At 43.8% G+C, this 4,580-nt stretch carries 2 protein-coding genes and 2 pseudogenes; 3 read left to right on the top strand and 1 reads right to left on the bottom strand.

Annotated features, from left to right (window positions below; genetic code table 11):
* Positions 1-893, top strand: an 893-nt coding sequence (locus BP822_RS00850) for an ISAzo13 family transposase (RefSeq protein WP_286877527.1), incomplete at its 5' end; no start/stop codon positions are given.
* Positions 894-1,169: 276 nt separating this feature from the next.
* Complete coding sequence (locus tag BP822_RS00855; RefSeq protein ID WP_286877528.1) at positions 1,170-2,588, top strand: protoporphyrinogen/coproporphyrinogen oxidase; 1,419 nt, start codon at positions 1,170-1,172, stop codon at positions 2,586-2,588.
* Between the two features lie 248 nt (positions 2,589-2,836).
* Here the strand turns inward: BP822_RS00855 and BP822_RS00860 are convergent.
* Positions 2,837-4,041: pseudogene (locus BP822_RS00860) on the bottom strand (IS3 family transposase).
* 203 nt (positions 4,042-4,244) lie between these two features.
* On the opposite strand from BP822_RS00860, the pseudogene BP822_RS00865 reads away from it, so the two are divergent.
* Positions 4,245-4,580 (top strand): annotated as a pseudogene (locus tag BP822_RS00865) (IS66 family transposase); the annotation flags it as partial.

Here is a 4,580-nt window from a genome sequence, read left to right on the forward strand (position 1 = left end):
AATCAACCTATGCCATAGCCGACGAGCTGCAGCTAAAAGGGCATGATGTGAGTCACGATACAGTAAGACGCCTCCTAAAAGAAGATGGCTATTCACTTCAAGCCAACAAAAAGACATTAGAAGGCAAATCCGTTCCAGAAAGAGATAGTCAATTTCGCTACATCAATATGCAGGCAGCCAAATTTATAGACGAGGGCGATCCTGTTATCTCTGTCGACGCGAAGAAAAAAGAGAGCATTGGTGATTTTAAGAACTCAGGAAGGACCTGGAGGCAAATAGGCGATCCCGAAGAGGTAAATGTGTATGATTTTCCATCGTTAGCGATTGGCTCTGCAATTCCTTATGGGATTTATGATCCCAAGAGAAATGATGGATTGGTTAATATAGGCAAGAGCCATAATACAGCAGAGTTCGCTGTTGAAAGCATCCGACAATGGTGGAATTTAGTTGGAAAATATCGTTATGCGGGGTGCAAAAATTTGCTTATCTGTGCTGATGGCGGGGGAAGCAATGGAAGTCGAAACAGAAGCTGGAAATTCTTTTTGCAGGATTTGGTGGAAGAAATTGGAAGAACAATAACAATTTGTCATTTTCCGCCGGGAACAAGCAAATGGAATAAGATTGAGCATTGCATATTCTCATTCATAGGCATGAATTGGCGAGGAAAACCGTTGGCCAGCTATGAAACGATTATCAAGCTGATCGGTGCAACCAAGACTAAGAAAGGACTTAGAGTACAGGCTCGCTTAGACGAAAGAGACTATGAAACTGGTAAGAAGATCTCTGATGAAAATATGGCACAATTAAAAATTATCCTACATGAATTATATCCTAAGTGGAATTATTCTATTGAACCGCGTACAAATATAATAGGGTCACGGATTATTGAGTAAATTATTTTCCGTCAACCTCTTAGCTCACCTCAATCAGCATCATTAAACCCATTTCATGATATTTAGGATGACCAGTTCCAGAGAGCTAACTTCAAGTAGCGAGGGCTGAAGATGTTGTTTTTCTATCTGGATCAAGTTTTTGATTAGTATGCATTCATTGACCAAAAACAACATCGAGAGATGGATTCTGATGGAGCTAAACACATACACCTGGGATAATACTATGGATAAAATTGATTATCTATTTAATCATGGATTAGCAGGGAGATTGGTTCTTTGACCTTGGGTGACGTTTCAGATAAAAGGTCTGACAATGGCAAATTAGTCCTTAAAGCTAAAAACAAGAATAACTCTAAATTTGCAATCCTCGGCGGTGGTTTAACAGGATTGACCTTAGGCAATCTGCTAAGTCAAAAAGGGATTAGCTTTGATATCCTAGAGAAAGAGACAGAATGCGGCGGCCTGATGAAATCCCTGCAGGAGCGGGGCTTCACCTTTGATTATGGTGGCTCTCATATAATCTTCTCGAAAGATCTGGAAGTATTAGATCTAATGACAGATCTCCTGGGAAATAACAAGGTAAAAAACCGGAGAAACACGAAAGTTCTATATAAAGGTCGCCATATCAAATACCCCTTCGAGAATGGCCTGTCCGATCTGCCAAAGGAGGACAACTTCGAATGCCTGTATAGCTTCATTCAAAACTTGATCAGAAAGGAGAGGGGAGAAGTAAACTCACCAAGGAACCTCAGAGATTGGTTCTATCACACCTTTGGTGAAGGTATAGCCGAGAAGTACCTACTTCCTTACAATGAGAAGATATGGAAGTTCCCGACCGAGAGGATGAGCCTGGAATGGGTAGAAAGAATACCAAATCCACCAGTGGAAGATATCCTAAGATCATCTCTGGGGATAGAGACGGAAGGGTACACGCACCAGCTCAACTTTTACTATCCAAGAATTGGAGGCATTCAGGCCTTGATTGGTTCGTTGCAGGATAGGATTGAGGGCAATATCGTTGCAGGTTTCGAAGTAAAAATAGTCAGAAGAGAGGATAATAAATGGATTGTCTCGAACGGGCAAGAGAAGAGGTCGTATGATAGGATCATCTCTACAATACCGATCCATGCGCTGGTAGACGCCATGGAATCCCCCCAGGATGAGATCAGAATTGCAGCAGAAGGCCTCAAATACAACTCACTTATCTCGGTCATGATTGGCCTTGATAAGCCTAGTATCAATGACCTAACCTGGCTATACATACCCGATGAAGATGTAATAACCCACAGGGTGAGCTTTCCCTCTAACTACAGCCCGGATGTCGCCCCAGGGGGTAGATCTTCGGTCCTGGTAGAGATCACATGCAACATCAGAGATAGATTTTGGAGGATGGAGGACGAAGCTGTGGCTGAAAGGGTGATCGATGACTTGCATAAGCTAAAAATAATAGACAGGGATGATGTCAGCTTCAGTGCTGTAAGGAGGCTTAAGTACGCTTATGTCATTTCCGATCTGGATTATCAGGAGAACATAAGAAAAGTTAAAATGTACATGCAGGAGGTCGGAATAGATTTGCTCGGAAGGTTCTCTGAGTTCAAATACCTGAATATGGATGACTGCATTAGGAGCGTATTAAATTATCTAGAAAAAGATAATACCGCGATCGAAACAGATAAACCGGAGAGGGCTACATAAGGTGCATATGATGACAACCATTAATATTGTCCCTGCAATTGGGATCTGCTTAGTTATTGACGCAAAATCAAACTGCGCGCGGCCACCCCACCCTAAAGGGATGGGGTATGCTTCGGGCCGCGCGCTTCGGTTAGATGGGATCCAGAAACAATCACATCATAGGTTCATTTGATCTAGCAACCAGAATAATTATGAGCCTGCATCAGATGGCCAGAAAATGGAGTGAACCCCTGATAGTAGACAGGTAGTTAAGCAACGGTATTTAAAGCAACCTCCAATTCGAACTGATCTGGAGATCTATAATCCAGTGCCGAATGCAGTCTCTTCTTGTTGTAAACCTTCTCAATGAAATGCCAGATGTTTTCATAGGCATCTTCAAATGTTCCGTACTCATTAAGATATACCTCCTCGACCTTTAGAGTCTTGATAAAGCTCTCAGCAAATGCATTGTCATATGGATTTCCTTTTCTGGACATGCTAATCAGAATGTTATGGTCTTCAAGACAGTCAACATAATCTTTAGATGCATACTGCACCCCTTGATCCGAATGATGGATGAGACCGGTTAGAGATTCTGACCATCTATTCCTCAATGCCTTTGCCAATGCATTCATGGCCAGCTGGCTCCCCAAACTCCGGCTCAGATCCCAGCCGATACACTTTCTGCTAGCGAGATCCAGGATCACTGCCAAATAGATATGCTCATGTCGAAGCTGGATGTATGTGATATCCGATGCCCAGATCTGATTCAATCCGGTTACTGTTGTACTCTTCAGAAGGTTTGGATATACCGGCAGTCCATGGCTGGAATCAGTAGTTACTGGCTTGAACTTCTTTTTATGGCACAACAGGCTATCCAGATGCATGAGCCTCAGTACTCGCTTGTGGTTAACAAGATAGCCGCGATGCTGGAGCTCTGCCGTAATCCTTCGATAGCCGTATCCGGGAAATTCCAGAGCTATATCTTGAATCTCGTCTCTGAGAACGGTATTTTCGGTATTATCAGATAGATTTGCCTTCTGCTCTATTCGCCATTTGCAGTAGCCGCTGCGACTTACATCCAATACCTGACATGATTGAGATATGGACAACTGAAGGCTGCTCGAATGTGCTTCCTGGATAATCATGTACTGCCTCTTAGTGTTGGTTTTAGTCTCTCCTCTCGGACCTTCTTCTGGGTCATGGCGAACGCTTTTTTTAAAAGCTCGTTCTCGGCATGAGCCTGACCAAGCAGCCTCTCAAGCTCGGCAATCCTGGCCTCGTACTTGCACCGGTTGCCATTGCCACTGAACGCTCTTTCAGGATTCTCGGCTAGTTCATCTCGCCACCGGCAGGGAAGACTGGGATGTATGCCGTTCTCGCGGGCGATTTGAGCAAGGGGTTTCTCGGACTCAAGCTCGGCTACTACTGATATCTTAAATTCTCGGTCGTAGCGCCGTCTGGTCTTTTTCATGTGATTCCCTCCATGAGTTGCCATTGTTTAACTCATTGTCCACTCGGAGGGGTTCACTCCAAAACCCTGTTAATCAACCTTAGGAAAACATGAAAAATGGGCGAGGGTTCACTTCATCCCCAACCTAAAGGATGGGGAATTCGTGACCCTCCGCGCTCCCTATGTATTAAGTAATATAATTGCGATATTCTTTTAGGGCGATTATGGACGAAGGTGACACTAACAAGCAACTTCATGAACAGAATGAGCTTCTAAAGCGTGAGAACGAGTTGCTTAAGGCAAGCGTAAGTGAAATTGAGCCACTTAAGGCAAGGATCCGCGAACTTGAAGCCCGATTAGCTCAATATGAGAATTCACATACTCCACCAAGTCTAAGGCGAGGCCGTAATCGCAAAAAAGATCGAGATACGAATAATAAAGGAAAACCTGGTCAAAAGGTCGGACACAAAGGCGTAACAAGACCGTTTGTGGCTCCAGATAAGCAAATGGAAGTTACTATGGATCGCTGTCCCGATTACGGGGCAGAGCTTGGTTCTCCT

Origin of the sequence: Methanosaeta sp. UBA458, assembly GCF_002496085.1 — an archaeon.
Classification (GTDB): Archaea; Halobacteriota; Methanosarcinia; order Methanotrichales; family Methanotrichaceae; genus Methanothrix; species Methanothrix soehngenii.